The organism is Actinocrinis sp., assembly GCF_035946395.1.
Classification (GTDB): Bacteria; Actinomycetota; Actinomycetes; order Streptomycetales; family Catenulisporaceae; genus Actinocrinis.
The window spans coordinates 54,387-80,939 of record NZ_DASYZI010000144.1; the positions used below are offsets into that span (position 1 = coordinate 54,387).

Below are 26,553 nucleotides of genomic sequence, written 5' to 3' on the forward strand. Positions count from 1 at the left end.
AGGATCAGTCGGTGACACTACGCTCGACCTTCCAGGCTCGGCTCTTCCCCGGTCGCCTCTGCCGAGGCATGACTGATGCGACATCCATTCTCTGATTCGGCTCGCAGCGGTGTCAACGCCTCTTGATCGTCCCCCTATGCAACAGAACGCCCCTTTGGCGGCCTTGACAGCCGTCACTTTCGGTGACTGGGAGGCGTGTCCGGGCCGGAAAACACGGGTGCCGTGCGGTACCGTTGTTTTGAGTCTTGAAACAACGAGGAGCCGATGCACGACCGTAGGCACCGTACCGTCAGGGATCTGCGACGCGGGAACAGGGCGGCCGTCCTGTGGTCGCTGTACTTCGACCGGCCGTGCAGCCGGCAGGATCTGAGCGCCGCGACCGGGCTGAGCCCGGCGTCGGTGACCAACGTCGTGCGCGAGCTGCTCGCCGAGGGCATCGTCGCCGAGGCCGGATCGCAGGACTCGGACGGCGGCAGGCCGCGCGTACTGCTGGACGTCAGGCCGGAATACGGGTTCGTGGTCGGCGCCGACGTGGGCGAGACCCGGGTGCGGGTGGGGCTGTACGACCTGGCGCTGACCGAGCACGCGAAGGCCGAGTACCCGCTCGATCCCGCCGAGCAGAGGGTGGACGTGGTGGTGCGGGCCATCGCGGACGGCCTGCGCGCGGTCCTCGCCGACGCCGGTGTCAGCCCCACGCAAGTGCTCGGCGTCGGCGTCGGCGTGCCGGGAATCGTCGAGCAGGGCCGCGAGGCGCTGGTGCACGGCCAGACCTACGGCTGGGACGCGGTGCCGATGGAACGGCTGCTGCGCGCGCACACCGACCTGCCGCTGCGCTTCGAGAACTGCGCGAAGACGATGGGCCAGGCCGAGCTGTGGTTCGGCGCGGGGCGCGGGGCGCGCAACGCGGCCGTGGTGCTGATCGGCTCCGGCGTCGGCGCGGCGCTGATCTCCGGCGGGAGCATGTATCTCGGCACCACGTCCAGCGCGGGCGAGTGGGGGCACACCACGATCGTCGCCGGCGGCAGGCGGTGCCGGTGCGGATCGGACGGCTGCCTGGAGGCCTACGTCGGCGCCGAGGCGATCCTGGACCGCTTCGGCGCCGCTGAGGCGTCCGGCTTCGGAACGTCCGGCTCCGGGACGCCCGCCACCGGAACCGAGGAGGCGGCGCTCGCGACGCTCGTCGCCACCGCCGGATCCTCTCCCGCGGCGACCGCCCTGCTGACGCAGACCGCGTATTACCTGGGCATCGGCATCGCCAACCTGATCAACCTGTTCAATCCGGAGCGGGTCATCCTGGGCGGCTGGGCCGGGCTGCTGCTCGGCGACAGGCTGCTGGTCGCGATCCGTGAGTCGGCCGGACGGCACTCGCTGCGCCGTCCGTTCGCGGCGGCATCGATCGAGCTCGGCGAACTGGGCCCGGAGGCGGTCACGCTCGGCGCGGCGACGCTCCCCCTGGCGCACTTCCTCGACGGCGCGGCCCGCCGGCAGACGTCGTGACAGACGGCTGGCAGGCGGGCCGCGCGTCTCGCTCCCGGATCAGTGCCGGATCAGGAGCCGAGGACCTGGAACTCCAAGATCGAACATCCGTATCCGGTGGCGCCCGCCATCCCGTGCAGGTGCTCACTTCCTCCAACGCCCCGGCCACTGCGGAAGCGGCGAACAATGCAGGCCCCATGGCTGGGAGTTTCCTGCCGACGGCGCCCAGCGGAACGCCTCTGCGAGGGCTGTGATGCTCTGCTCGTCGACCGTGCGCGTGGCATCGAAGCGGTGCGGGCTGAACCTGGCGGCCAGGAGGGGATGAACTGCCGTTACAGGGCCCCCGGCGCTCTCGGCGCTGTGCACGGCACGTCGAACAAGCGTCGGCCGTGCCATGTTCCTGCACGACGCCGTGTTTCTGCACAACACGGTGATCCGGCCGACGACCGTCAGACGTCCAGGACGGCGTTCAGCACGACGAGCGCCTTCTTCAACTGTCGCTCGTTGCAGGAGCGCAGCAGTCGCAGGGCACTGACCAGGGACGAGTCGGCCGCCGCTTGGCCCTCGCCGCTCCCGCTCCCGCTCCCGCTCGCGCTCGCGCCCGACCGCTCGCCGGCGGCGACGCGTTCGCCACGAGCATCGGTGCGGGCGTCGGCCAGCCAGGCGCGGCGCAGCATTTGCAGGCCGATGGCGGCCTGGTTCGCGAACAGGCCGAGGATCTCCAGGTCGGACAGCTCGCCGCGCGGATCGCTGGTGCGGTCGAGGACCTCGATCACGCCGATCGAGTCGCCGTCGATCAGCAGCGGCGCGGCGAGGATGCTGCGCGGGACGTAGCCGGTGGACTCGGCGACGTTCCTGGCGAACATCGGGTCGTTGTCCACGTCGTCGACGGCGATCGGCTGGGCCGAGGCCATCACCCAGCCGGCCAGGCCCTGGTCGACCGGCACCCGCATGCCGACCAGATGCGCCTCGCCGGCCCCGGACACGGCCTCGAAGACCAGGTGCTCGCGCTGCGGGTCCAGCAGGAATATCGAGCTGGCCTGCGCGGCGAAGATGCCCCGGGCCGTCTCGACCACACTCTGCAACAGGCGGTCGTGGTCGGGGATCAGGCTGAGCAGGGCCGCCGCCTCCGAATCCCACAGGCGGCCGGAGTCACTCATCGTCACTCATCGCGATAACCCACATTCCTGGCGGCCAAGAAGAGGATGTTCTTGATCTGGAACGGTCTGAGGTTTCTGTGCTTGCTCAGCACGAGAGTACAGAGCCCTGCGATACGTGGGGTGGCGAAACTGTTTCCCGAGACCTTCTTGGTACCGTGGCCGCTCCAGGCCACCTGCACGTCCTGTCCCTGGGCGAAGAACTCGACCGGCGGATACGGGTTGTAGTAGATCAGCTCCGGGTCGGGGACGGTGTGGCTGCCCACGGAGATGACCGAGGAGAAGCGCCACGGGAAGCTCTCCACCGGCATGTTGTGCGCCGAGGCGACCAGGACGGTGCCGCGGAAGAAGGCCTCGTCCGCCAATTCGCGCAGCTGCGGGGTGTAGCGCGGTTTGGTCGTGGAAAGGCTCAGATTCACCACGTCGAAACCCTCTGAGATCGCCCAGCGCAGACCGGCGAGCAGCGCGTCGCCGCTGCCGGTCTTCCCGCCGAGCACCCGCACGCTCGTCAGCGAGCACTGCGGCGCCAGGGACCTGATGATCCCGGCGCACGCGGTGCCGTGGCCGAAGCGGTCGTGCGGCGGTTCCGGAAGGACGCCGTAGCCTGCGCCCGCGTCCTGCGCCGGCACGGCGGCGTACGCCCCGTCGAGCGGGCCGACGAGGGGATGGTCCGGCTCGATCCCGCTGTCCAGGATGCACACGCGCACCCCGGCGCCGGTGGCGCCGCCCCAGGCCCAGTCGCGCAGCCGCTCCATCGGCCAGTCGGACGGGATGCCGGGCACCTCGGCCGAGGGGAGGGCGAGTTTCCAGGTGAGCCGGCCCGGTCCGGATGAGTCGGGCGACCCGGTCCCGGCGTCAGTTCGGGCGATCACAGGCGCCCCTCTTCGCGCAGCCGCTGCGCCCAACGCGCACCTACCAGGTGTCCCTTCCGCTCGAACAACTCCTGTGCCTGTCTGCTCTTGAGGCCGGCCGTGTCGCGGTCGCCGATGCCCGCCGCTATCAGTGCACTGTCAAGGTGGACGGTCGCGCGCAGGATGGGGGACTCGACCCCGGCCATCAGTTCCTCGGCCCGCGCCGACGCGGCGACCGCCTCGGCCGGGCGGGCCTGCGCGGCGAGGATGCGGGCGTGTAACGACAGAGCACTGACTTGGCTGGCCGTGGCCGGGGCACCGCCGGATGTGGCCGACGCGCCGGACGCGACAGGAGCCGGCTCCGCGGCCAGCAGGGGGCTGATGGTCTCGGCGGCCTGGTCCACCAGGCCCGCCTCCAGCAGGATCCGCGCGCTCTGGGCGGCGAGCCAGAGCGGCGAGTGCACGCCCAGCCTGGCGTAGCGGTCGCGGGCCTGCTCCAGGTGGTCGAGCGCGGCCGCAGCGTCGCGTTCGAGCAGGGCGATGCCGGTCTGGAACATCTCCATGGCCGCGCGGGGTTCGGGGAAGCCCAGGTCGTCCACGGCCTCGATCGCACCGTTGATCCGGCGGTGCGCTTCGGCGAACCGGCCGCGCATGGCCAGCAACTCGGCCAGCGGGGGGCCGACCGCGGCCCACACCCCGGCGCGGGCGGCGCCGAACTCGTCGAGCAGGCTTTCGCAGGACTCGATCGCCGTGGCGCAGTCCTCGGTCCCGCTGCGCAGCGCGGAGGCCAGCCCGCCGAGCACGGTCAGCAGGCCGAGCACGCCCGGCGACCGGCGGGCGAACTCGACGACCCGGCCGAAGTGCCCGGCCGCCTCGGCGTGCCGGCCCTGCCGGTCGGCCGCTTGCCCGAGCCTGGTCCAGGCGCGCACCGATCCGGCGGCGTCCTGCTCGCGTTCGCAGATCCGCTCGACCCGGCGGGCCAGTTCCTCCAGCTGCGCCGGGCCGACGCCCGGGGACAGCGCCATCCGCTCCATCCGGCCGTAGCGGGCGAACCGCTCGTTCCCGGCGCGTTCGGCCTCGGCGACGAGTTCGTCGGCCAGGGCGAGCGCGGCGCCGCCGTCGCCGAGCGCGCCCGCCGTGTCCATGAGCAGCGACTTCGCCTCCAGAGCCGGTCCGCCGTCGGCGAGCCGCAGCAGCTCCACCGACCGGCGCAGGGCGCTCTCGGCGCGCGGCAGGTCCTCCACGGCCAGTGCGGACCGGCCGGATCGCAGAAAACTCATTCCGGCGTCGCGGCGCACCTCGTCGACCTCGTCGCCGTCGTAGAAGACCTCGTTCCAGTAGAGCAGCGCCGAGCGGTAGTGGTGGCCGGCCAGTCCGGGGCGGGCGTCCTGCCCGCCGTAGATGTCGCCGAGGGCGCGGTGCCGGTGCGCGCGCTCCGCCTTGGGCATCGCGGCGTAGCAGATGTCGTACACCTGCTTGCCGCAGAACTCGTAATCGCCGTCCGTGGTACGGCGTATCAGCAGTTTGTCGTCCAGCTCGTCGAGGGCCGCGGCGAGGCCGGCCGCCTCGCCGCAGCAGCGCTCCAGGGTCGCGGTACCGAATTCGTGCCCGATCACGCACGCCCACTCCAGGACGTCGCGCTGCCGCCTGGAGAGCCGGTCGAGCCGCGCGGCCACGGCGGACTGGACCGTCAGCGGGAACTCGTCGTCGCTGCGCCGCTCGGACTCCATCTGGAGGAACTGTTCGAGGAAGAACGGGTTGCCCATGCTCGCCTCGACACAGCGGGCCAGCACGCGCTGGTCGAACGACGCGTTGCGTACCAGTTCCCGGCCGAGCGACTCGCACTCGTCCGGCGCGAAGGGCGTGAGGGTCAGGCTGACCGCGGAGAACTTGCCGCCGCCCCAGTCCGGGCGCCGTTCCAGCAGGTCGATCCGGGCCAGGCACAGCACCATCAGGGGGCTGTTCTTCATCCGCTGGGCGAGCGAGTCGAGCAGGTCGAGAAGCGGATCGTCGGCCCAGTGCAGGTCGTCGAGGACGAGGAGCACGGCGGTGTCGCGGCACAGCGCGTCCAGGCCGCGCCGGATCGCCGCGAAGGTCTCGGCGGGCAGGTCGCCGACCGCGCCCTCGACCAGATGCCCGGGAAGCAGTTCGGCCGGGTCCCAGCCCAGGTCCTCGGCGGTGCGCCGGATCGCGGTGACCATCGGCAGCAGGGTGCTGCCATCGGTCCCGTACGCGGGGCACGCGGCCATCGCGACTCGTGCCTCGGCGGTCGAGACGGTGGCCAGCAGCTGTTCGGCCAGCCGCGTCTTGCCCATGCCCGCCTCGCCGTAGACGGTGCACAGCTGGAACGTGCGGTGGCTGGAGGCCCGGGCCAGGCAGTTGCGCAGCGCGGCGAGTTCCAGGCCGCGGCCGTGGAAGCCGGTCCGCCGCGCGGGCGCGGCCGCGACCGCCAGGGACAGCACCCGCCAGGCCGCCAGCGGCCGGTCGACGCCCTTGGCCGCGATCGGATCGAGCGCCTCGGCCACGACGCTCTCCCGGGTGAGCCGGTGCACGCTCTCCCCGATGACGGTCTGCCCGGACGAGGCGGCCTGCTCCAGGCGCGCGGCGATGTTCACCACGTCGCCCGCGACGAGGTTGTCGGCGTCGAGGTCGTCGACCGTGGCGACGACCTCCCCGGCGTTGATCCCGATCCGCACGCCGAGCGGCAGGGTGAGCCGGTCGCCGAGCCGCTCGTTGAGTGCGGCGACCTCGCGGTGCATCTCCAGCGCGGCGCGCACGGCGCGCAGCGCGTCGTCCTCGTGCACAGCGGGCACGCCGAACACGGCCATCACCGCGTCGCCGACGAACTTCTCCACGTGGCCGCCGTGCCGTTCCACGCACTGGCGCATGGCGGCGTAGTAGCGCATCATCAGGGTCCGCATGGTCTCGGCGTCGAGCCGTCCGCCGAGGGCCGTCGAGTCGACCAGGTCGCAGAACAGGACCGTGACGATCTTGCGGATCCACGAGCGCGCGGCGGCCGGGCCCGCGCCGGCGGCCGCGGCGGCGACGGTACCGGCGACGACGCCGACGTCCGTCCCGCAGGCGCTACAGAACCTCGCGCTGTCAGCCTGTTCCGCGGAACAGGACGGGCAGCGGCGGGGCAACGGTCCTCCAGGTGCTCGGCGGTGCGCACGGCCCGCGCCGGACAGGGAAATTCGCGCCGGCCCGATCTCCGGGACACGGGGCTCGTCCCGGACAGCGGACCGGCGCGTCATGCGGTACCGGCGTTCGCCGGCGGGTGGATCGTCGATTTACCAGAAGTTCCCGCCGTTGGACAGCTCGTGGGCCTCCACGTCGCCGTTGGCCGCGGTGAGCCGGGCCTTGAGACCCGACAGGACCGCCACCTCTTCCTCGGACAGCGACGCGTAGACCGCGCGCTCGTCCTCACTGACATCCTGGACCGGGATACCGGCCTGCGCCAGGGCCTCGATCGCGTCGAATTCGGACATTGCTTACACCTCCACTCTCTGCACTCGAACCGTTTCGCCTCACCTTCCCGGCAGGGAAGGCAGTCTTCTCACAGACCCGTGAATCCCCCGGCCCCGGCCGGTATCCGGCGCGGATACGGCAGCGCCTGCCCGGCTTCCGGTTCGGGGTCCGGGTCCGGATCCCAGTGCGCCATCACGTCGTCCTCGGCGTCCTCGGTGAGCGGCTGCGCGTCGGGTTCCGGCGCCGTCCGGGCCTCGGCGGGGACACGCTGCGCGACGACCGCCAAGCCGACCGCCACGATGCATAGCCCTGAGATGGTGAAGACCGGGCCCACGTGGAAGGCGCCGGCCAGCGCCGCGCCGACCGCGGGGGCGGCCAGTTGCAGCACGGTCGGCAGGATTCCGGCGAAGGCTATGACCCGGCCCATCAGCTCGACCGGGGTGGACGTCTGCAAAATGACCGGGTACGCGATCAGCAGGCCCGACGCGGCGAAGCCGACGGCGATCGGTATCGGCAGGACCGCGGCGAACGGCGGGTTGTGCGCATGGTCGACGGTCACGCCGATCACGGCCACGCAGAGGCCTGCCACCGCCTGGGAGATCCCCATCAGACGCAGCGGCCTGACTTTGCCGCCCCACTGGCCGACCAGCACCGTGCCGACGACGGCGCCGATCCCGACGCAGGCCAGCCACTCCCCCAGCAGTTCGGGCCTGAAGCCCATGCCGGACAGGGCGAGCGGGGTGAGCGTGTCGAAGGTGAAGACCAGGAACACGGTCGCGGCCATGCCGACCACGGCGGTGAGCAGCACCCGCCGGCCGAGGATGAACCGCAGCCCGGCGGCCATCTCGGCGCGCACCCCCGTCTTGCGGCCGGACGTGCCGGAAGCCGCGAGTTCGGGCCGGGCGATCGGCAGGCCGGCCAGGATCGCCGCCGAGGCGAGGAACGAGGCGCTGTCGGCGACGAAGGCGCCGTGCGCGCCGACCGTGGCCAGCAGCAGACCGCTGAGACCGGGGCCGACGATCTTGGTGGCCTGCGCGGCGAAGGTGGTCAGGGTGTTGGCGGACAGCAGCTCGCCGTCGGGCACCACCCGGCGTATCGCAGCGGCCTCGGCGGGGTTGAACAGCGTGCTGAAACCGACCTTGAGCATCAGCAGCGCCAGCAGCACGACGATGTTCCCGGCCAGCAGGTAGCACAGGACGATCGCCGCGCGGGCCAGGTCGCAGCCGACCAGCACGGCGCGGGTCGGCAGCCGGTCCGCCAGCGTTCCGGACAGCGGCGAGACCAGCACCCAGGGCAGCGCGCCGCAGATCGCCACCGCGGCGAGCCCGGCCGCGCCGTCGTGCCAGGTGTAGGCGACCAGGGAGAGCACGGCGACGAAGTCGAGCCAGTCGCCGAGCTGCGAAACCGTCTGGCCGGCGAAGATCCGCCGGAACCTGGGGATGCGTAAGGCCTCGAACATCTTGGGTGCCGCCATGGTCACTCTCCCTCCGTCGCCATGGTCCTGATCCGGTGCGCGGCCACCCGCCGGTCGGCAAGCTCCTCGAACACGGTGGCGAGCGAGCCGATCGTGTGCATCGCGCTGACGCCGAGCATGGAGTGGTGCCGCGCGGACAGCGGCAGCGCGTCGATCGCGTCGAACAGCTCGTCGCGGTGCCGCTGGTCGAGGACCGCGTGCACGTGCATCGTGCGGAAGGCCCTGTCCGGATGACCGGAGCGCTTCGCCAGCAGCTTCGGCAGCTCGGGCGAGCCGGGATAGCCTTCGAGCACTGCGATATGGCCGAGCAGGCACACCGGATGGTGGTGCGCCAGCCAGTAGTACTGTGCGCCGACGGCGGCCGCGACCGCGGGGCTCGGCATCGCGGCGAGCAGCTCGCCGGCCTCCGGGCAGATCAGCTCAAGGTCCTGACGGACCCAGTCGTCGTGGCCGTTCTCCTCGTGGATGTGCTTCCCGAGATAGGCCGCCACGCCGTCGGCCACCGGGTCGCCGGCCAGCTGCTCGCAGCGGGCGATCCCGGCCGCCATCAGGGGAACGGTGGCCCGGATCATCTGGTGCATCGTCTGGAGGTAGTCGACGTAGCGCCGGTCGAGATCGGGGGCCGACCACACGCGGGCGATGACCGTGTGCAGCGCCGGCAGGGCGAACTCGATCTTCGACTTGAGGATCCGCGCGTTCGACCCGGGCGGGGCCGCGAGCGCCGCCGTGCCGCTCATATCGCCGCCTCCACGGATCGCGCGGCCCGGCCCGCCGGCACCGGCTCGCCACGGGAGATCCGGCCGACCAGGGACCAGCAGGCGCCGCAGATGCCGGTCGCTTCCCGCGAACCGAGATCCCCGGCCAGCGGATGGCCGGCCAGGCGGCCGACGCCTTCCCAGCCGATGACTTGCAGCAGGTCGCTGTCCTGGTAGTGCTTCATGGCGTCGAGCACTTGACCGGAGCTGTCCGCCCGGCGCCGGAACCACGCGGGGCCGGCGCCCATCAGCACCGCTTCGTTGCAACAGGCCGAGACGACGCCGTCGTAGCGGATCACCCGGGCACGGGCCACCCGGCAGCTGCCGAAGGACTCCACGGGACGGCGCCGCGAGACCGAGTAGAGCTCGGCGGCCCGGCCGTATGGCAGCAGCGCGACCTTGTTCAGCTCGACCGTGGACGACCAGCCGGGGCCGAGCGCCGCCGCCAGCAGGCGCTGCGCCCGGTCGACCTCCGTGTCGAGGTCGAGTACCTGGACGACCATCGGCGTGCCGCGGTCCGTGATGGCCTTGGCCGCGTTACGGAATCGCTCCTCGCCCATGCCCGCCTGGTGGAATGCATCGGTACTGAGAAAGACGCAGCCGCAGAGGTCGAGCACCGACTCGATCCAGGCGGGCGCCTTCGGCGTGCGGGCCCAGAATCCGCTCGTGTAGACGACCACGCTCTTTCCGGCACGGTGCAGTTCCCTGACCGCATATGACAGCCCCCTGCGTTCGACGAAGGGCTCCCCGCCGGAGATGCCGATGATCCGCAGCGGCGACTCGGCGAGCCCGGCGACGACCTGCTCGAAGAGCGCGAAGTCGGTGATCCTCGGGCTGTCCGGCCTTGAGTCGACCGAGCAGTGCTTGCAGCCGACGGGACAGCGGTCGGTGATGAAGAACAGGGCCGAGTCGCCGCGCACCCAGCGCGACTCCTCCACCTCGGCCAGGCTCAGCCTGGCAGCGGCCGCGCTAGCCATTGTCGCCTCCACCGCCGCCGCCACCGCTGCCGGCGGCCAGGCCGCCTATCGTGATGAGGTCCGCGAACCGCGGCGAGGCGTACGTGCGGACGAAATGCTCCGGACCGGCCTCCCGGAGCATGCGCTCGGCGGTGCGCTCCACCAGCGTCATCGTGGGCCGCGCCATCAGCTTCTCGGCACTGCGCCTGGCCGCCGGGTCGCCGCCGAGCCCATAGCACGTCTCGCAGTACCCGCACACGGACCCCTCGGCCTCCGGCCGCACCGAGCGGGGCCCGACGACCCGGATCGCGCGCAGCAGGTCGCGCGAGAGAGTACGGCTCCTGATCGTCTCCCAGTCGTCCACGCCGGCGTGCCCCAGCAGCAGGTGCTCCGGCACGACGGGCATGTCGACGACCTCCTGCTTGCAGCAGGCCAGCACCGCGCCGTCGTAGCGCACCAGCGGCCAGGAGGCGAGCATGCACGGCTCGGGCCCCGAACGCCACGGCGGCACCGGGCCCGGCGCGTCGAGCCACTCGGCGGCCCGGCCCAGCGACCCGACGTGGTTCACCGCGATCGGCACCCGGTCGCCCAACTGCTCGCGGATGTCCGCGATCGCCTCGGTCAGGTAAGGGTCCTCATCGTCCAGCCCGACCAGGTGCACGCTGAGGTCCTTGCCCTCGTCCGCGTATTCGCGCAGGACTCGCAGCACGTCGGCGCGTGACACTTCCTCCTCGTGGAAGACGTCGATGCTCGCGGAGAGGTGGTCCACCGCGTCGATCGCCCGGCGCACCGCCGGCGGGGTCCGGCGCTCGCGGGCGAAGTACATTCCCGAGATCAGCTGCGTGCTGGTGCCGACGCGCCGCGAGGCCTCGCCGACCCAGCGCACCAGCTCGGCCTTGAGCAGCGCCTCGCCTCCGGACATCACGACGAGCTCGGGATGGCATTCCTCGGTGAAGGTCCCCACGATCCGGCGGAACGGCGCCTGCGAGTAGTCGGCCGCGCCGAGCGTCGAGTTGGTCGAGCAGTGCCGGCAGTTGAGCGGGCAGCGTTGAGTCAGGCCGAGGCACAGGGCGGCGGCGGGTACCGTGCGCAGCGCGATGATCTCCGATAAGTGCACGTATACCCGCCTTGCATTTCAGTGGTCGATACTGGCGGACGAGAACCCGCTCGGGCGCGACGAACCTGCGCGGGAGCCGTGCGACCAGCGCGGTGTCGCCTGCGGAACAGTTGAGTGCGGGGCCGCGCCGAATCGAACTGAAGTCCTCTGACACCGCACCTTTTCTGTAGCACCGCGGTGATGCCTCCGCAAGGCCCACGTACTAGCAGTAGGCTGATTCTCATGTACGAGCCCGGACGAACTCGGCGCCGGACGCCGGGCTGCGCGGGGGATCAGCGGGCAAACAGGAGTCTGACATACTGCGGGTTGAACCTGACATCGTTCGCGAACAGGCAGGCCCGCGCCGCGAGAACCGGGATCGACTCCGGCGGGTGGCCGGTCACGGCGGTCACGTCACGCAGCAACTCGTCCGCGGACCGGTAGCGCGCGGTCAGTGTCCGGCCGACCTCGTAGGCCGGGATCCGTACTCCCTCGTCCCAGTACCGCGGCAGGCCCAGTAGTTCGAACACCTTGGCGACCTCGGACGCGCGCAGCCGGACCAGGACCTCCACGAGCATCCCGGCCATCAGCCGTAGCGCGGCCGACCGCTGCTGCGCGGGCTCGTAGAACTTCCGCAGCATCGCCCCGCCCCCGGCCGGGCCACCGAGCACGCGCAGCACCGCGGCTGCCTGCGCGGCCAGGCCGGCGTCACCGTCGGCCGGATTCGCGGCGACGCGGGCCAGTTCGCCACACCAGCCCTCCACGGTGGCCCGGTCCGTCGCGTCGGCGAGGAACGCGCACCAGTCCAGCCGGGAACGGACCGCCGTGGACAGGAAGGTGTCCTCCACGTAGGAGAAGAACTCGCCGGCTGCCTCGACACCGCCCAGCGCGGCGACGATCCGGTGCGGAAAGCTGAACGTCGGCTGGAGCAGGTCGACCTGCGGCAGCACACCGCCGGGCGAGATCGAGAACGCGTCGTCGCCCGGGTCGCCGATCGGGCCCGCGCCGAGATCGAACACCCGGGTCGCCCAGGTTATCCGGGCATTGTCGAAATGCTCGGGGACGCCGGCCCGCGCAGCCAGCGCCAGGGTCGTGGCGATCGTCTCGCCGTCCGCGTACGAGTTGCCCAGGAACATCTCCAGCGTCTGCGGGCGGGCCGGGATCCCGCGCTCCCGGTTGAAGAGCCCTGCCTCGCGCACCCAGGCCAGCTGGGCGGCGACTGCGTGCCGCGAGCGATAGGGCACCAGCGAGGCCTTGAGGTTGCGGTCCGCGTAGGACATGAACTGGTTCCACCCGGGTACGAAGTCCGATTCGAGCAGCTCGCGGATCTGCCGCGCGCTCAGTTCCGGGTTGGGCAGCAGATACGAACACCAGGAGACCGGGCGGGGGCGGCCGTCATTGAGCTCCCGCATCCGCCGCGCCATCTCGAACAGCAGCTCGTTGCCCCCGATGTTGATCTCGGAGCAGACCAGCCAGACGCGGCCGATCCCGCGATCGGCCAGGAACCGGACGTCCGCCATCACCACGTCGAGGTCGCGGGTCCGGTGCCGCCTGCCCTTGACCATGGGCTCGGAGCAGAAGTAGCAGCGGTACGGACAGCCGCGCATGACTTCGACCGGCACGTACGGTCCGTCCGGGCTGCCGAGAGCGTCCTCGCCGTAGAACGCCACCAGCTCGGCGAGCAGGGTCTCGGTGTACTCCGGATGGTCCGCCGGCCCGAAGTGGACCCTCGGATTGATCCGGTACCGGCCGCCGTCCCGGAACGCGAGGTTGGCGACGCCGTCCAAGCAGGCACGGTCCGGGCCGGCGCCATCCAGGACCTCATCGAAGCGCTCGAAGATCTGGTCGGGCTCCCCCACGACGCCGAAGTCCGGAGCGATCCGGTCCAGCGCCGCGCGCGCGTGGGTGGTGAATCCGAACCCGCCGACGAAGATCGGCACGCCGGTCATCGTCCTGACGATCTCGGCGGCGTGCACGGTCGCGTCGACCGGGAAGTACCGGGCCGCGCCCGGGTTCGAGCTCTCGGCGTAGTCCGAGATGAACAGGGAGTCCGCCTGCCGCAGGTGCAGACCGACCGACCGGGGCTGCGCCTGTGCGACCGCGGCGCCGATCAGTTCGGGCCACGCACCGCGGTCGTGCCCGAGCAGATCGAGCCGACGGACACTCAGTCCGTGCCGCGCGGCGATCGCAGAGACCTGAATGAACGCGTACGGATACACAGGCAGAGCTGGGTAATTGGACGCGTTGACAAGCAGCATGTCGGTCACGCTCACATGATGCGCCACGCTGCGCCACCTGGAACATCCTTGCGACACCTGTCGCGGCAGCCGATCCGGTGCTACGAATGATTGGGGATCCGCAACCATCCAAAGCCACCGACACTCTCCTGAGGCACTGCATGACAGATGTCTTCCTGCCGCTGCCTTCGGTGCAACGCGGCCGTGCTCAGGATGTCCACGAGCTCCCATACCTGTTGATCAACCCACCGATCACCGACCCGACGGAGCCATACCACTCCATCCCGTACCTTGTGGCGGCGGCCCGGGCGGCCGGATACCGCGGGGAGCGCTGCGTCGACGCCAACCTCGACGCGTTCGAGTTCCTGGCCCGGCCGGAGCAGTGCGCCCGCCTGATCGAGCGGGCCCGGCGGCTGCGCCGGGAACTGGACTGCGCGCCGGTGCGGACCCGGGGCGACGAGTTGCGCTACCGGCAGACGCTCGCGGCGGAGGGCCTGACGGCCGATTCGGTGCGCGGGGCGATAGCGGTGCTGCGCGATCCCGAACTCTTCTACCACCTGCCCACGTACAAGCACGCCGTGGCGGTGCTCTACCGCTGGTGCGAGCTGTTCTCCCTCGACATGCCGCCCGGACTGCTCGACTCCTTCTCGCTGCGCCTCCAGGCGGGGGCGAACCTGTGCAGCAGCGCGGATCTGGCGGACCCCGAGGTGATCGACGCGATCGCCAGCCCCTTCGCCGAGTACCTGGAGTCCGAATTCACCCGGCTGCTCACGCAGCGGCCGTGGCGGCTGATCGGTTTCTCCGTCAACTACGCGGCGCAGCTTCCGGTCGCGCTGAAGATGGCGCGGATGGCCCGCCGCCTCGTCCCGGACGCCGTGATCGTCTTCGGCGGGACCGAGGTGTGCGACGTGGTCAAGTACACGCTCGATCGGTCGACGGTGTGGCGCATCTTCCGGGAGGTCGACGCGATCGTCCCCGGCGAGGGTGAGTCACCTCTGGTCGCGCTGCTCGACGCGGTGCGCACCGGCGGCTCGTTGGCGGGCATCGCCGGCGTGCTCACCCCGTCCGCCACCTCCGCGGACGAGCGGATCAACTACGAGAACGTGGGCGCCCTGCCCACTCCGGCGTTCGACGTGTGGGAGTGGGACCGCTACTGGTCCCCCGAGCCGGTGATCCTCTACAGTCCGACCCGGGGCTGCTACTGGAACAAGTGCACCTTCTGCGACTACGGCCTCAACGACGACCGGCCGACCTCGCCCTCGCGCGAGCGCCCGCTGGAGAAGGTCATGGCCGACCTCGCCGAGGCGAAGCGCTACGGCCGGATGCTGTACTTCGCGGTCGACGCCATGTCGCCGCGCTATCTGCGCCGGCTGACCGCCGCGATGGCCGAGTCGGCGATGGGCCTGAAGTGGAGCGCGGAACTGCGGCTTGAGCGCACCTTCCCGCAGCGCTCGGTGGGCCGCACGCTGGCGGACTCCGGCTGCATCGCCGTCTCCTTCGGCTACGAGTCGGCGACCCAGCGGATCCTCGACCTCATCGACAAGGGCGTGGCGATCGCGCACGTCCCAGCCGTGCTGAGGGAACTGGCGCAACACGGCATCGCGGCCCAGATGATGGGATTCACCGACTTCCCCAGCGAGAGCGCGGACGAGGCGCTGGCCACCTACGAGTTCCTGCGCGACCACGCGGACCTGTGGACCGTGGCCGGCGTCGGGCGCTTCGGCCTGACCCCCGGTTCGATCGTCGCCAAGCAGCCGGACCGGTTCGGCGTCGAACTGCTGCCCTCCCCCGCGTCGATGGACATCGTCCGCTACATGCCGTGGGTGGAAGTCGACAGCGGAATACGCCACCTGCCCGGCAACGGGGACGACCGGATTCCGGCGCGGGCGCTGAGCTGGATCGACAAGACCCCGTTCCCCCGGCCGTTCCTCGGCGGCATCGATTCGAGCCACTCCATGCTCTATTTCGCGCGCTACGGCCGCCGGCTCGTCCCGCCGGCCGGGGACAAGACGTCGGCGGACCGCCGTCCGCGCGTGACGCTGGCCGTGCCGTCCGAGGTGCAGACCTCTTTCGGCTCGCTGGACGAGCTGACCGGCCTGGACGACATGCAGCGCGAAGTGCGGCGGCAGTACCGGGACGAGACCGGCGCGACGCACGCCACGATGGCCCGCTGGCTGGCCGGACCGGGCCGTGGTCCGCGCGGCAGCACGACCCTGCTCATCCTCCCGAACGGCCGTGAGGTGGAACTGCCGCCGGGCGCCACCGGGTCCGCCGATTCGGCGCTGGCCCGCGCATACCGTGGCCTGCTCGCCCGCGAGCTGAACGTTCCCGAACCGGCCGTGGCGCTGACCGCGGCCACGACCGCGACCGGCGATTCGGCCGACACGGGAGCGTGACCGGCCGATTCCCGTGTTCCGGCGCAGTCAGCGCACGAAATCCAGCGCCGAAAAGAAAACGGCTGTCGCGATCATTGGCTGCGGCGCGGCACACGACTAATGTGCACTCTGCCTGGCGACCCACATTCCACGCGGCGGGATCGCGCCAACAAGGCGCTTAACCGCCTGGACAGGAAGAGATATGGACAAACCGTCCTCGAAACCTGGCATACTCGCGTTCGTTTCGCTGTCCGTCGCCGCACTGGTCGCCACTGCCGTCTGGGTGGCTTTTCCGGCCGGCGCGGCCCCCTCCGCCAACAATACGGGTGGTTCAGCGGCGGCGGGCGACGAATCTGACGACCTGATGAGCGCACTGAGCGCCTACAACGATCCCCGGCTGTCCCCCGACGGCTCCGTGACGGCGGGCGCCTACGCCGCCGCGTGGAACCACGTCACGCAGATGCCGGTCAGTTCCGCCGCCTTCTCCGAGGTGACGACCCAGCCGTACGCCTCCGACTCGCTGCACTACCGCGACCAGGCCGCCTCCAACTCGGGCGGCGGCGCGGGCTACTCCGCCGGCCGGATCGCCGCGCTGGCGGTCGACCCGACGCACGTCGGCGTGCTGTACGCGGGCGGCGCCGACGGCGGCGTGTTCCGGTCCACGGACGACGGCGGGACCTGGACCCCGATCGCGGACCACCTGCCGGCGCTGTCGGTCGGCTCCCTCGCGCTGATGCCGGACGGCTCGCTCTGGCTGGGCACCGGCGAGGCGACGACGGCCTCGGACAACTACGCGGGCTCCGGCGTCTACCGGCTGGCGAACCCGTCGACCGGCACGTTCTCCTCGGCCGACCAGGTCGGCGGCGGCGAGCTCGACGGCACCTCGATCCACGAACTGCGGCCCGACGCCCAGGCGGGCTACGTCTTCGCGGTCACCTCGCACGGGATCTACCGCCGGTCGCTGACCGCTGCGCAGCCGACCGCGTGGACCGCGGTGCTCCAGCCCTGCGCCGGCGTCGGCGTCTCCGGCGTGACCTGCGGCGTGAGCAGCACGTTCGCGGACATCGCCTCCGACCTCGCGGTGCAGCCCGGCAGCTCGGGCCGCTCGCTGGTGGCCGACGTGGCGTGGCGCAGCGGCGCGGCCTACAACGGCTTCTACTACTCGCGCGACGGCGGGAACACCTGGTCCGAGGCCAACCCGACCGGGGCGATCCAGCCGAAGGAGATCGGGAACGCGACCTTCGCGTACGCGGCCGACGGCAGCCGCCTGTACGTGGTGATGGAGTCCACGACCCTGATCAACAAGGCCGGTTCCAGCACGGTGCTGGCCGGCGCGTACGTCTCGGCCTCCGGGAACATCAACGGGCCGTACGACCAGATCGCCACGTCGAGCCAGCTGGCCGCCAGCGGTTCGGCGATGAAGCGCACGCTGATCGGCCCCGGATACCAGCCCGGCGTCCAGGCGTGGTATGACCAGTCGCTGGCCGTGGACCCGGCCGACCCGAACCACGTGTACCTGGGTCTGGAAGAGGTCTACGAGTCCCGCGACGGCGGGGCGAACTGGCAGGCCGTCGGCCGGTACTGGAACTTCGGCCTGCCGTGCTTCAGCTACACGCTGTCGCAGAACACGTGTGACGGCAACGTGATGCACTCCGACCAGCACGCGCTCGCCTTCAGCGCGTGGCCGGGACACGCTCCCGAGGTCTACGCCGGAAACGACGGCGGCATCTACGCCAGGCCGACCACGCAGACCTCGGCCGGCTGGCGCAACCTCAACAGCAGCGGAACGCTGCGCACCCTTCAGTACTACTCGGTCGGCGCCGGCACGCTGGCCTCCGGCGGCGTCGCCGTCTGGGGCGGCCTTCAGGACAACGGCGTCTCCTTCTCCTCGCCGCAGGGCTCTACGTACACGTACACCTATCCGGGTACGACGACGCCCGTCACCGAGCAGCTGAACCCGGCCGGCGAGATGTCCGAGCCGTTCGGCGGCGACGGCGGCGACCAGATGGTCAACCCGGCCAACGGGTGCCAGACGGTGGGCGAGTACACCAACCTCGCGATGTCGGTGACGAACAACTGCGGTTACACCGCGAACGACGACGGTACGCCCTCCTCGATCACCAACATCAACCCGGGCGACCCGAACGCGCGGTTCACCGCTCCGTTCGGCGCCGACTCGGTCGACTCAGGGTTCTGGGTCGCCGGCGGCGAGTTCGTCTACGGCAACACCAAGACCTGGAGCAGCACCTCCGGCGCGGACTGGCAGAAGCTGGCCGACTCCGGCGCGGGCCACTCCATCACCGCCATCGCCAGCCAGAACCACGTGATCTGGGCCGGATGGTGCGGCACGTGCAATCCGAGCGGCAGCTTCGGGCGCGGCGTGATGACCAACTACGGCGGCGCGTTCCACCAGATCACGCTGCCCGCCGACTTCCCGAACCGCTACATCTCCGGAGTCGCCATCGACCCGGCGGACACGACCGGCGCGACCGCGTACGTCACGCTGTCCGGATTCTCGCGCGCCTGGCACGAAGCGCCCGGCGCAGGATACGGCCACATCTGGCGCACCACCGACGGCGGGGCGACCTGGACCGACGTCACCGGCGACGCCTCGGCCGCCGACTCGTTCCCCGACGCCCCGGCGAACCGCACGCTGATCGCCGCGGACGGCACGATCGTGGTCGCGACCGACCTCGGCGTCTTCACGGACAACGTGAAGGCGGACGGCCTCGGCCACTGGAAGCGCCTGGGCCTGAGCGACATCACGGCCAACGGCAACCTGCCGACGGCGACCGCGGTCTACCTGACGCCGAGTCCGGACAGTAAGACGCTCTACGTGGCCACGCACGGACGCGGTATCTGGTCCGTACCGATGCCGTAACCGACAAGCACACGAGGAAGACAAGCACACGAAGAAACGGCGCGGTGCTGGACAACTCACGGCGAGTTGTACAGCACCGCGCCGCTCCCAACCATCCACCGGCCGAGAAGGGCCGCTGCCGCCGCTGGGCACCGTGCGGCGGCAGCGGAGTCTGTGGTTCGTCACCGCGTAAGTCGCTACCGCGTGGGCAGCCAGACCCGCATCGGGCCGTCCTCTCGATTCGCCCACGCGAAGTACGGAATCGCGATCAGCTTGAACGGCTCGCCGCCGCTGCCGACCCCGCTGCCGACCCCATTCCCGCTGCCGTTGGCACTCCTGTCGGCGCCGTCAGCACCGTCGAGACCGCGGTACGGCCACCAGTTCCCTGCGCCGGCGCCGGCGCTCGCCTTTCCGGTACCGCGCCGTCGCGCCGCACCGTGCAGCACGGTCACTCCGCCGAGAAACGCCGGGTCGTGCCTCTCGCCGAGCCCGGTCGCCGTGTCGATCACCAGATCGTCGAGCCCGCCGCCGGGATGGTCGACACCCTCGACGCAGTAGACCAGCGGCCCGCGCTCGATCGCCACGCAGCCGCGCGCCGTGTCGACCCGCGGATCCGCGACGGTCAGCCGCGGCGCAAGCTCCAGGTCGAGCCGCACCGCGTCGCCGGGGCTCCAGGCGCGCCGGATGCGCAGCCAGCCGTCTTCGGGTACTGCGAGGGACTGCGCCGGCTCGCCCGCGACGGCCAGCCGGAACGCGCCGCACCAGCCCGGTAGGCGCAGCGACAGCGTCCATTCGCCGTCAGGGCTCTCCCCGACGGTGACGCACACCGTCCCGCTCCACGGATAGTCCGTCTCGACCTGCACCGAAACCGTTCCGGCCTCGATGTGCCCGCCGTAGCGGCCGGTCGCGTACTGGTGCAGCTGGAGCCCCGAATCGTCGGTCGAGGCGAAGTAGTGCGGCAGGCTCGCCAGCAGCCGCATGACGTTGGGCGGGCAGCAGGCGCAGCGGAACCACGGGACGCGGCGTGCGCCGTGGTCGCCGTCCGTCGCCAGGTAACCGTCGCGCACTTGCAGGGGATTGACGTACAGCCAGCGCTCGCCGTCCAGCGAGACGCCGGAGAGCACCGCGTTGAACAAGGTCCGCTCGACCAGGTCGGAGTACTTCGCCTGCCCGGTCAGCAGCGCCATCCGCCAGCTCCACTGCACCGAGGCGACCGCGGCGCAGGTTTCGCAGTAGGCACGCTCGTTCGGCAGTTCGTACGGGTCGCCGAAGTCCTCGTCGTCGTGGTGCGCGCCGAGCCCGCCGGTCAGGTAGGTCTTGCGGGCGGTCATCTCGGACCACAGCCGCTCGGCCGCCGCGCGCAGCCCGGCGTCGCCGGTCTCCGTGGCGACGTCGGTGACCCCGGCGAGCAGGTAGAGCTGGCGCACCGCGTGGCCGGTCACCTCGCGGGCGGCGCGCACCGGCACGTGGTCCTGGCAGTAGGCCGGTCCCCCGCCGCCGTCGCGCTCGTCCGCCGGAGCCAGCAGCCCGTGACCACGCCGGTCGACGAAGTAGCGGGCCAGATCCAGATAGCGCAGCTCGCCGGTCTCCCGGTACAGCTCGACCAGAGCGGTCTCGACCTCGGGGTGCCCGCACACGCCGTCCACGGCCCGCCCGGAGCCGAAGGTGGCGTCGATGTGGTCTGCGAAACGGCGCGCGATCTCCAGCAGGTCGGCGCGACCGGTGGCGCGGTGCAGCGCGATGCCCGCCTGGATCAGGTGGCCCGCGCAGTACAGTTCGTGGCCCCAGCGTAGATCGGCGTACCGCTGCCCGCCCTTGACCACCTGGAACCAGCTGTTGAGGTATCCGTCGGGCTGCTGCGCGCGCCCGATCAGGTCGATGAACGGATCCAGGTCGCCGGCGGGCCGGGCAGCGGGGCCTGATTCGCCCGGGGGCTCATGGCCGGGGCCGGTTTCAGCGGCCTGCCAGGCGGCTGCCTCCAGCCACTTGTAAACGTCCGTGTCGACGAACGGATACGCGCCGCGGTACTCACCCTCGGCGCTGCCAGCCGCAAGCCGGAGGTTGTGCAGGTTTCCGGCGGCCTCCAGCAGCGCGGGCCCCTGCGGGATGCAAACCTCGGCGTTGACCCGCCGCCGCTGCGCCCAGAACCCACCGGTGATCCGCGGCCCGGCCACCGGGCGCAGCGAGGAACGCCTTTCGGCGATCGGCCGCAGCGGACCGGCCGTCCGGCGCGTCATCGGCTGCGTTCCGCGGGTCACGCCTGGTCTCCTCGGGTGCTCGGCAAGCGCTCGGCAGGATAGGAAAACCTTTTCCTGTTTTCCTATCGGTGAAGCTAGACGCCCGGGGGCATCGCGTCAAGCGCCGCCGGATGCGCAGGTCGGTGTGAGATTCTGGAGGCGTTCCCGGGAAAGGGGTTGTCCATGGCAGAGCCCGAGGTTCGCGGCGAGAGGGCACGCCGCGATGCGCCGCGGACCGAGGCGGCGGATGCCGCGATGCCGGGAAACTTGCCACAGCGGCGGACCGTGCCGGGAAAACAACCGGGACGGCGGTCGGCCGCGGCCAGGCCGGGCACCGCCCCGGCGACGCTCGGCGAGGTGGCCGCTCTGGCCGGGGTCGCTGCGGGCACCGCGTCGAAGGCGCTCAACGGGCGCGGCCGGCTGCGCCCGGAGACCCGGCAGCGGGTGCTCGCCGCCGCCAAGGAGCTGAACTTCCACCCCAACCCGCTCGCCCAGGGGCTGCTGAGCGGGCGCACGTGGACGGTGGGCCTGATCACCACCGACAGCATCGGCCGATTCAGCATCCCGGTGCTGCTCGGCGCCGAGGACGCGCTCGGGCCCGAGCAGATCTCGGTGCTGCTGTGCGACAGCCGGGGCGACGCGATCCGCGAGCAGCACTACGTACGTACCCTGCTGGCCCGGCGGATCGACGGCATCATAGTCACCGGGCGGCGCACCGACCCGCGGCCCCCGCTGGCCGGCAGCGCCCAGGTGCCCACGGTGTACGCGCTCGGCCCGTCCACCGACCCGCGGGACGTCTCGGTCGTGGCGGACGAGCCCGGCGGGGCCCGGCTGGCCGTCTCGCACCTGGTCGACTCCGGCCGCACCCGGATCGCCCACATCACCGGTCCCGCGCACCACCACGCCGCGGCGGTGCGCGCCGACCACGCCGGGCGGCGGCTCACCGAATCAGGACTCGAACTGTCCGGTGGCCGGGTGTACTACGGCGAGTGGACCGAGCTGTGGGGACGGCACGCGGCCGGGCAGGTGCTGCGCGCCGATCCCGGCTGCGACGCGATCTTCTGCGGGAACGACCTGATCGCCCGCGGCGCAGCGGACGCGCTGCGCGAGGCCGGGGTGCGCGTCCCCGAGGACGTCGCCCTGGTCGGCTACGACAACTGGGAGGTCATGGCGACCGGCAGCCGGCCCGCGCTGACCACGGTGGACCTCAGCCTCGCCGAGATCGGCCGGATCGCCGCGCTGCGGCTGCTCGACGCGATCGCGAACCGCCCGGCGTCAGGTGTGGAGACAGTGCCCTGCCGCCTGGTGGTGCGCCAGTCGTCCATCGCTTAGCGTGCCGCGGCCGCCCGGAGAGTGCTGACCGGGCGGCCGCGGTCGGGAACTGCCGGATCAACTCGCCAGCGTGATCACCACCTGCGTCGCACCGGCGGTCGCGGTGACGGTGTGGCTGGTGGAACTGTACGTCCCGCCGGTGACCGAGTTCACCGCGACCGAGTTGAAGATCGGCAGCTGAATCAGCACCGCGCCACCCGGCAGCGTGCCGGACAGGTTGACCGTGACGACGCGCGTCGAAGGCTGAGTCACCGAGATGGAGACCCCGTACGTCGTGCGCGCGCCGCTGCTCATGTCATAGGACGTAGTCAGGTTGTTCGCCGAGATGGTCTGCCCGGAGGCGATCCACGCGTTCGGTACGCCGCGTCCGATGTACAGCGGACGGGTGTACGTGTACGGACCGCTGCCGGTCGCGGAGAGCCCCTCGGCGACGATCGACTGGAGCAGTCCCTCCTGCTGGGCCGAGATCGGCCAGGCGTACGGACAGGCGCCGAACTCCGGGCCGGCGTGGCTGCCGATCCACGGGTTGGCCGCGCTCGGCGCGGAGCCGTTGGCCTCCCACCAGGCGTTCGGGCCGCCGGTGGTGGTCGCGATCTGCCAGGCGTAGCTGGTGATCGGCAGGTCCCTGTAGTTCGTGCCGTAGAGGCCGTCGCTGGCGTAGGCGGTGTTGTAAGCGGTCGAATATCCGTTGAAGGCGCCGAAGGTCGGGTACGGCAGGCCGTTGGCGGCCAGCCGGGCGAAGCCCCAGGCATACATGTTGTCGGCCTGCGCCGGATCGCCGACCACGCCGCTGAGCGTGCCGCCCATCAGCATCGTCGACCACTGGTTCTGGCCGACCCAGACCGGCGAGGCCCAGTTCGCGTCGTTGTACGTGTTGCAGCGGTTGGCCGAGTTGGGCTGGTCGATCACGCACGGCAGGTAGCTGAAGCCGTTGGCCGACTCGTCGCTGCCGACGAGCGTGTTCACATGGCTGAGCAGCGAACTGTACGCGGTGTCAGCCCACTGCGCCTCGGTCGTGTTGCCGAGCCGGGTCGCGATGTACTTGTACGCCGCGAGCCCTTCCAGGGCCGAGTAGTCGTCGAACAGCCAGCGGCCGGAGGAGTCGTTGTCGAAGCTCGACGCCAGCGCCCCGTCGGAGGACAGCTGGCCGGTGTAGATCGTGTGCATGATCGTGTACAGGCTCGGGCCCCACTGGCTGGAACCGCTCGCGTCGTCGTGGAAGTACTGGCCGACGAAGGCGGTGTCGTTGGTCTTGGCCAGGTAGTAAGCCCACGAACTCGGCGTCTTCCAGTCGCCGTCGAAGTACCAGTTGGCGCCGTGCTCGTTGAAGTTCGTGGCCTGCGAGATCCGCGCGGTCAGCAGCAGGTTCTGCGCGTCGTGGTAGTCGCCGGTCTCCAGCCGGGCGTTCAGCTCGCCGGGCACGTCGTGGTTGAGCAGCCAGGCGTAGTTATCGGCGGCGGAGAACTGCGCCTCGCCGATCTGCATCATCAGGCTGTAGACGGTCCCGGCCTTGTACGCGTTCACCAGCGCGGCGCCGGGGTTGGCCAGGTTGTCGGTGTTCGGCAGCGCCACGTTGGGCAGCGAGAACGAGGCGGTCTCGCCGATGCGGCCGTTCCAGTACGCGGCCATCGCGCCGTCCGCGGCGTCGAAGCCCGGCGCGTTCGCGCTCAGCGTCGAGCCGGTGGGCAGGGCGGCGCCGCTGCCGAAGTTGTCGACGGCGACCAGATAGTCGTTGTCGTTGGTCGTGCCGGGCTGCACGGTGTTCAGTGACGTACTGGTAAGGCGCACCAGGTTCGGGCCCGAGCCGCCCGGGTCGGCGGTGATCGCCGCGGTGCCGTTGTCGGTCACTGCGACACGCGCGTAGACCACGCCGACCGGGCTGCCGCCGATGGTGACCTTGTCCTCGAACTCCTTGATCGAGACCGCGGTGCTGCCTGAGGTGAAGGAGGTGGTCATCGCGGGCAGGTAGCCGCTCTCCTGCGTCCACTGCACCGACTGCGCGGGCCGGGCGCCGCCGAGCTGGTAGATGCTGAAGGAGTACATCGCACCACAGATGTTGGTGCCGTTGGCGTTGTACGTCGTCGGCACGCCGCGCGCGAAGAAGGACCCTGACAGGTACTGGAACACCGGCCAGTAGTTGCCGTCCCAGCCGAGCGCGGTCTCGTTGTAGTAGCCCTGGCCGTACGGGTCGGTCGGGGTCGGGAAGTTGGTGCCGTAGGCGTTGGGCAGGCCGGAGTTCCCGCAGGCGTTGGGCGCCACGGCCGGGATGCCCTGGTAGGTCTGGCCGGTGGTGTTGACCACCCAGCCGAACGAGGCGGTGCCGGACGCCCCGGTGCCGTCCTTCGCGGTGACGACGGTGCTCGACGTGCCCGCGCTCGTCGGCGTCCCGGAGATCAGGCCCGCGGAGCTGATCGCCAGCCCGGCGGGCAGGCCGGAGGCCGAGTACGTCAGCGTCTGGCCGGACGCCGAGTCGGTGGCCCCGATCTGGAGCGAGACCGCGGCGCCGACCGTCGAGGTCTGCGTCCCGGGATTCGTGACGGTCACGGTGTTCCCGCCGGTTCCGCCGCTGCTGTAGGCGGGCAGCCGCCACACGCGCGTCGTCGCGGTCGTACACGGCAGCTGCACGAGCACAGTGTTGTTCGCGGTGCTGTCGCCGCTGGGCACGATGCACTTGCCGGAGTGCACGGCCTGGAGGTTGAAGGTGTTTGTCACGCCGCTCACGGACACCGGGACCAGGGTGAACTCCTGGTTCGTCTGGCCGTTGCAGCTCCACTGAATGACCTGCGCGTTGTCAGCGGTCGAACGGCCGGAGATGTCAATGCACAGGCCTGACACACCGCTGGTGACCGTGTAGGAGGCCGTGGTGCCGGAGACCGGCGTGAAGGTCCAGTTCTGATTCGTGCCGCCGTTGCAGGACCACTGGATCAGCTGCGTCCCGGTCGTGGTGGAGGAGTTCGGATCGTCCAGGCAGTCGCCGCTGCCCTGGTCGACCGCGGTGGAGGTGAACGCGACCGAGGCCGCGGCGGGCGAAGCCGCGGTGACCACGGACAGTCCGGCCGCGAACAACGCCGCGGCGGTGAGTGCCGCGATCCCGCGGCGTCTGGACAGCTTGATACGACGTCTGACACGCATGGGCTACCGCTCCCTGCTCGAAGTGAGGGACGAACCGGTGCCCAGCGGGGGGAAACGTAGAGCGGCCGGACGGACCTGTCAACAGGGCTCTTCGAACCCGGCTCGGGCTGCATCCGTGCTCTGACTACGGGCTCAGTCCTTGCGGGCCACGCCGCCGTACCACCAGATGTCGGAGATGTCGCCGGGGACTTCTCCGTCCGGCCGCCACAACGGCAACTGGACCAGCCCCGGATCGACCAGTTCGAGCCCGTCGAACCAGCCGCGGATCTGCGCCCCCGTGCGCGCGACGATCCGCGCGCCGCCCTTGTTGTAGGTGTGGACCGCCTCGGCGGCCCGCTGCGGGTCGATGTCGCTCGTGCCGTGCGAGACGACCAGGAAGCTGCCGGGCGTCATCACCTGCTTCAGCCGGTCCACGATCGCGGCCGGATCGTCGTCGTCCTCGATGAAGTGCAGCACCGCGACCAGCAGGATCGCGACCGGCTGGTCGAAGTCGAGCACGGCGTTCGTCCGCGGATGGCGCAGGACCGACTCCGGATCGCGCAGGTCGGCGTGGATCACCGAGCTGTGCTTGGGATCGTGCCCGGCCAGCAGTGCGTTGGCGTGGGCGATGACGATCGGATCGTTGTCCACGTACACCACTTGGGCGTCCGGGGTCACCGCGTGCGCCACGTCGCCGGTGTTGCCCGGCCCGGGGATGCCGGTGCCGATGTCCAGGAACTGCCTGATGCCCTGTTCGGCCAGGAAACGCACCGAGCGGCCGAGGAACGCGCGGTTCTCCCGCACCATCGCCCGCACTTCCGGGACGACAGCGATGACGTGCTCTGCGGCGTCCCGATCGACCTCGTAGTTGTCGTGACCACCGAGGAAGTAATCGTACATACGGGCCGGATGCGGCACACTGGTGTCGATCGCCGATGCGTCAAGGCCGGGGAGCAGCGGGATGACGGGCTGAGGGCGTGGGTCAGAACCGGTCATGTCCGTCTCCAGCCGCCGTTCGGGAATCAATGGTCAGATCACTCCGATACCGCTCAGATTATGCTACTGCATCGAGTGCTGATCTAGTCTGTGACGTGGGAGGGAACCTGTATGCGCGGTCGAAAGGGCAGGACGCGAGCGGTCGGCGGAAGGCTCGTAGCGGTCTCGGCGG

At 70.9% G+C, this 26,553-nt stretch carries 17 protein-coding genes; 4 read left to right on the top strand and 13 right to left on the bottom strand.

Translation table 11 applies throughout. The features are described 5' to 3' along the window. Window positions 1–264 precede the first annotated feature (264 nt). The gene (locus VGS97_RS09270; protein WP_326852900.1) at window positions 265–1,497 is read left to right on the top strand and encodes an ROK family transcriptional regulator; all 1,233 of its coding nucleotides are present in this window, start codon (window positions 265–267) and stop codon (window positions 1,495–1,497) included. A 123-nt stretch (window positions 1,498–1,620) separates the two neighbouring features. Here the strand turns inward: VGS97_RS09270 and VGS97_RS29475 are convergent, their stop codons facing one another. The 10 genes from VGS97_RS29475 to VGS97_RS09315 form a co-directional block, all read right to left on the bottom strand. After that, window positions 1,621–1,872, bottom strand: a complete 252-nt coding sequence (locus VGS97_RS29475) for a nitroreductase family protein (protein WP_414641671.1) — start codon at window positions 1,870–1,872, stop codon at window positions 1,621–1,623. 53 nt (window positions 1,873–1,925) lie between these two features. Further along, window positions 1,926–2,636 (bottom strand): GAF domain-containing protein, encoded by a 711-nt coding sequence (locus VGS97_RS09275; RefSeq protein WP_326852901.1) that lies wholly within the window; start codon window positions 2,634–2,636, stop codon window positions 1,926–1,928. 2 nt (window positions 2,637–2,638) lie between these two features. Next, window positions 2,639–3,388, bottom strand: a complete 750-nt coding sequence (locus tag VGS97_RS09280; protein ID WP_349262061.1) for a S8 family serine peptidase — start codon at window positions 3,386–3,388, stop codon at window positions 2,639–2,641. Between the two features lie 113 nt (window positions 3,389–3,501). Further along, the gene (locus tag VGS97_RS09285) at window positions 3,502–6,627 is read right to left on the bottom strand and encodes an AAA family ATPase (protein ID WP_326852903.1); all 3,126 of its coding nucleotides are present in this window, start codon (window positions 6,625–6,627) and stop codon (window positions 3,502–3,504) included. A gap of 147 nt (window positions 6,628–6,774) precedes the next feature. After that, window positions 6,775–6,972, bottom strand: a complete 198-nt coding sequence (locus tag VGS97_RS09290; RefSeq protein ID WP_326852904.1) for an aroma-sacti cluster domain-containing protein — start codon at window positions 6,970–6,972, stop codon at window positions 6,775–6,777. A gap of 68 nt (window positions 6,973–7,040) precedes the next feature. Beyond that, window positions 7,041–8,426 carry an MFS transporter gene (locus tag VGS97_RS09295; RefSeq protein WP_326852905.1) on the bottom strand — a complete coding sequence of 462 codons (1,386 nt, stop codon included), beginning with the start codon at window positions 8,424–8,426 and terminating at the stop codon, window positions 7,041–7,043. A 2-nt stretch (window positions 8,427–8,428) separates the two neighbouring features. Then, the gene (locus VGS97_RS09300) at window positions 8,429–9,163 is read right to left on the bottom strand and encodes an iron-containing redox enzyme family protein (RefSeq protein ID WP_326852906.1); all 735 of its coding nucleotides are present in this window, start codon (window positions 9,161–9,163) and stop codon (window positions 8,429–8,431) included. Next, window positions 9,160–10,158 (bottom strand): radical SAM protein, encoded by a 999-nt coding sequence (locus VGS97_RS09305; protein ID WP_326852907.1) that lies wholly within the window; start codon window positions 10,156–10,158, stop codon window positions 9,160–9,162. Before VGS97_RS09305 ends, VGS97_RS09300 begins: the two co-directional genes overlap by 4 nt. Then, window positions 10,151–11,254, bottom strand: coding sequence for a radical SAM protein (locus VGS97_RS09310; protein WP_326852908.1), 1,104 nt, complete (start codon window positions 11,252–11,254; stop codon window positions 10,151–10,153). The genes VGS97_RS09305 and VGS97_RS09310 overlap by 8 nt, the downstream gene beginning before the upstream one ends. Window positions 11,255–11,526: 272 nt before the next feature. Beyond that, entirely contained in the window at window positions 11,527–13,491 is a 1,965-nt protein-coding gene (locus VGS97_RS09315) for a radical SAM protein (protein ID WP_349262062.1), read from the bottom strand. 140 nt (window positions 13,492–13,631) lie between these two features. Between VGS97_RS09315 and VGS97_RS09320 the strand changes: the two genes are divergently transcribed. Together VGS97_RS09320 and VGS97_RS09325 are read left to right on the top strand one after the other, a co-directional pair. Then, the gene (locus VGS97_RS09320) at window positions 13,632–15,866 is read left to right on the top strand and encodes a B12-binding domain-containing radical SAM protein (protein ID WP_326852910.1); all 2,235 of its coding nucleotides are present in this window, start codon (window positions 13,632–13,634) and stop codon (window positions 15,864–15,866) included. 181 nt (window positions 15,867–16,047) lie between these two features. Then, window positions 16,048–18,726: a glycosyl hydrolase gene (locus VGS97_RS09325; protein ID WP_326852911.1), complete on the top strand. Its 2,679-nt coding sequence runs from the start codon at window positions 16,048–16,050 to the stop codon at window positions 18,724–18,726. Window positions 18,727–18,902: 176 nt separating this feature from the next. Here the strand turns inward: VGS97_RS09325 and VGS97_RS09330 are convergent, their stop codons facing one another. Beyond that, on the bottom strand, window positions 18,903–20,942 hold the full coding sequence (locus VGS97_RS09330; protein WP_349262063.1) for a glycoside hydrolase family 127 protein: 2,040 nt from the start codon (window positions 20,940–20,942) through the stop codon (window positions 18,903–18,905). A 255-nt stretch (window positions 20,943–21,197) separates the two neighbouring features. Between VGS97_RS09330 and VGS97_RS09335 the strand changes: the two genes are divergently transcribed. Further along, window positions 21,198–22,274 carry a LacI family DNA-binding transcriptional regulator gene (locus VGS97_RS09335; RefSeq protein ID WP_414641672.1) on the top strand — a complete coding sequence of 359 codons (1,077 nt, stop codon included), beginning with the start codon at window positions 21,198–21,200 and terminating at the stop codon, window positions 22,272–22,274. Between the two features lie 57 nt (window positions 22,275–22,331). Here the strand turns inward: VGS97_RS09335 and VGS97_RS09340 are convergent, their stop codons facing one another. Next, window positions 22,332–25,406 (bottom strand): RICIN domain-containing protein, encoded by a 3,075-nt coding sequence (locus VGS97_RS09340; protein ID WP_326852914.1) that lies wholly within the window; start codon window positions 25,404–25,406, stop codon window positions 22,332–22,334. Window positions 25,407–25,538: 132 nt separating this feature from the next. Then, a complete protein-coding gene (locus VGS97_RS09345; protein WP_326852915.1) occupies window positions 25,539–26,381 on the bottom strand; it encodes an SAM-dependent methyltransferase in 843 nt (280 codons plus the stop codon). Window positions 26,382–26,553 lie beyond the last annotated feature (172 nt).

What these genes read in the sequence shown, in the direction of transcription:
- VGS97_RS29475 (WP_414641671.1), bottom strand. Translation starts at nt 1,872, where the DNA reads ATGGCACGGCCGACGCTTGTTCGACGTGCCGTGCACAGCGCCGAGAGC.
- VGS97_RS09290 (WP_326852904.1), bottom strand. Translation starts at nt 6,972, where the DNA reads ATGTCCGAATTCGACGCGATCGAGGCCCTGGCGCAGGCCGGTATCCCG.
- VGS97_RS09300 (WP_326852906.1), bottom strand. Translation starts at nt 9,163, where the DNA reads ATGAGCGGCACGGCGGCGCTCGCGGCCCCGCCCGGGTCGAACGCGCGG.
- VGS97_RS09320 (WP_326852910.1), top strand. Translation starts at nt 13,632, where the DNA reads ATGACAGATGTCTTCCTGCCGCTGCCTTCGGTGCAACGCGGCCGTGCT.
- VGS97_RS09280 (WP_349262061.1), bottom strand. Translation starts at nt 3,388, where the DNA reads ATGGAGCGGCTGCGCGACTGGGCCTGGGGCGGCGCCACCGGCGCCGGG.
- VGS97_RS09345 (WP_326852915.1), bottom strand. Translation starts at nt 26,381, where the DNA reads ATGACCGGTTCTGACCCACGCCCTCAGCCCGTCATCCCGCTGCTCCCC.
- VGS97_RS09270 (WP_326852900.1), top strand. Translation starts at nt 265, where the DNA reads ATGCACGACCGTAGGCACCGTACCGTCAGGGATCTGCGACGCGGGAAC.
- VGS97_RS09335 (WP_414641672.1), top strand. Translation starts at nt 21,198, where the DNA reads ATGCCGGGAAACTTGCCACAGCGGCGGACCGTGCCGGGAAAACAACCG.
- VGS97_RS09295 (WP_326852905.1), bottom strand. Translation starts at nt 8,426, where the DNA reads ATGGCGGCACCCAAGATGTTCGAGGCCTTACGCATCCCCAGGTTCCGG.
- VGS97_RS09305 (WP_326852907.1), bottom strand. Translation starts at nt 10,158, where the DNA reads ATGGCTAGCGCGGCCGCTGCCAGGCTGAGCCTGGCCGAGGTGGAGGAG.
- VGS97_RS09315 (WP_349262062.1), bottom strand. Translation starts at nt 13,491, where the DNA reads ATGCTGCTTGTCAACGCGTCCAATTACCCAGCTCTGCCTGTGTATCCG.
- VGS97_RS09330 (WP_349262063.1), bottom strand. Translation starts at nt 20,942, where the DNA reads ATGACGCGCCGGACGGCCGGTCCGCTGCGGCCGATCGCCGAAAGGCGT.
- VGS97_RS09340 (WP_326852914.1), bottom strand. Translation starts at nt 25,406, where the DNA reads ATGCGTGTCAGACGTCGTATCAAGCTGTCCAGACGCCGCGGGATCGCG.
- VGS97_RS09275 (WP_326852901.1), bottom strand. Translation starts at nt 2,636, where the DNA reads ATGAGTGACTCCGGCCGCCTGTGGGATTCGGAGGCGGCGGCCCTGCTC.
- VGS97_RS09325 (WP_326852911.1), top strand. Translation starts at nt 16,048, where the DNA reads ATGGACAAACCGTCCTCGAAACCTGGCATACTCGCGTTCGTTTCGCTG.